General features: G+C 62.4%; 1 protein-coding gene. It reads right to left on the bottom strand.

The features are described from left to right. Positions 1-1,521: recombinase family protein (locus YUU_RS0145795; protein ID WP_027528103.1), on the bottom strand; the 1,521-nt coding region annotated here is incomplete at its 3' end. Positions 1,522-2,037: the final 516 nt, after the last annotated feature.

Here is a 2,037-nt window from a genome sequence, read left to right as displayed (position 1 = left end):
GCGATCGCTCGTCGTGGGAGCGAACCAGATACGCTTGAGGTCTTTACCGAGTGCAAGGATCGCGTCGCGTTCTTCGTGCGTAAGCGAGCGCGGTCGGGCATGTTCGCGGTCCGAGAGTTCGGATTCGGTAGTCTTCAGTTCCAGCAGAGCGCTTTCCCATTCTGCTTCGAGTCCACGCGCGACGAGTCTATTCTCCGGGTCCACGGCGCGATAGCGTCGCTCGGCGCGCTGCGCGTTGTAGCGCGCGCGCTCGACGTCGCGACGGAACTGCGCGAGAGTCGTCTCGTGATCGGCGTCGAATTGCTCGATCGCCTGGAGCGAGGCTTCCAGGCCTGCGGGCGCGAGAGCCGCAAGGAACGCTTCGGCGACAGCCGCATCAATCTGCACACCGCCGATGTTGAGGCAGTACTCGCCCCGGCCGTTGACGATGTTCTTGCCGGCGCAGTGATATCCGGGCGCCGAGAACCGGCCGCTGTAGTGTACGGCCAGGCGCCGACCGCAGTGTCCGCATACGGCGAGGCCTTGCAGGAGTGCTGCGCCTTCTCTCACGGCACCCCCGCTCTGGTGCGGTCGAGGACGGATGTTCTGCGCCAGGCGCTTCTGGTTCGCCTCGAAGGTATTCCAATCGACGTATCCGGCATGATGGTCACGAATGAACACCGGCCACTGCTCGCGGTCGCGTTGTCTGATGCGCTTTCGGATTCGACCGCCCGCATCGAGATAGCATGTCTGCTGGGTGCGGCCATACACATAAACGCCGGCATAGAACGGGTTGGTGAGGACCTGGTGGATCTTTGTGTAAGTGGGGGCGACCCAGCGGAGATCGACAAGGCTGTTGGAGTGCAGCGGAAAGCGCAGGCCTTGCGAGCGGAACCACAGCCACACGCGTCGTGCCGAGCCGAATTCGGCAAAGCGGTCGAAGACAGCATGGATCGCGGCTTGCACCGACTCGTCAGGATGCAACAGCACCTCCCCGTCGGCGTCGCCCCGTACCAGACCCACCGGCAGCCCGCGGTGCAGTTCTCCGCGTGCGGCCTTGTTGCGGATGCCACCGAGCAGCCGCGCACGCAGCACATGCAGCTCTGCCTCTGACATCGTACCTTTGAGCCCGAGCACCAGGCGGTCATTGAACAAGCCCGGATGATAAATCCCATCTCCATCACCGATGAGCGTGTGGGTCAGGCCACATAGATCGAGCAGACGGTACCAATCAGCATTATTGCGCGCTAGTCGCGAGACTTCCAAGCCGAGCACGATGCCCACCTGGCCGAGGCCGACCTCCGCGGTCATACGCGCGAAGCCGGTGCGCTCGGAAAGGCCGGAACCGGAAATACCGAGGTCCTCATCGATGACCGTCACCTGATCGCGTCGCCAACCAAGCCGCGCGGCGCGTTCGGCTAACTCGTACTGACGGGCAGTGGACTCGCGATTATGCTCGACCTGCGTCGTACTGGACTGACGCACGTAGACGATTGCGCATCGGCGTAGGTGCTCAGCGGTGATCTTGCTCAGTTCGTTCATCGTTGTGATCTCCGGCAGTGGCGATTGCTCGGGCGATTAGTCGGGCGAGTCGCAGCACGAGATGTGCGCGCTGCTCTTTATCGAGGGCCTCCCATACGGGTACGGTCCCGCGCTGAGGTGGTGGGTCGAGAAAGCTTAGCTGCTGCATGGCTGTCCTCCGATTCCGGTGGCAGGACAGTATGCGCGGCATCCAATTGCCGCAGCAAAGCGTCGACGATCGTCCGGGCGTGCAGCAGCTCGGTGTGGGAAGCCAGGAATGCCGCTCGAGCGCATTGCGGGCTTGCACGCGGTAAATGTTGTGCGATAGGCAGATCTGTCCACGCGGCCGGTACAAGGGCACGGGTACCATCGGGCAGTACAAGCGTCAGATGAAGTTCGCCGCGTCGATGACACCAGCCAAGCACATTAAGCGCAGATCCCTCAAAGGGATGGCGCGACCGAACGATGGTTACCTGATCGGGATAGTCGTCGAGATGATGAGCACGGTGGTGGGTAGTCTGTCGAGTAGTCTTTCGA

This window comes from Bradyrhizobium sp. Ec3.3 (assembly GCF_000472925.1).
GTDB lineage: Bacteria > Pseudomonadota > Alphaproteobacteria > Rhizobiales > Xanthobacteraceae > Bradyrhizobium.
Note: the sequence above shows the minus strand (reverse complement) of the source record. Positions and strands in the feature narration are given on the sequence as shown.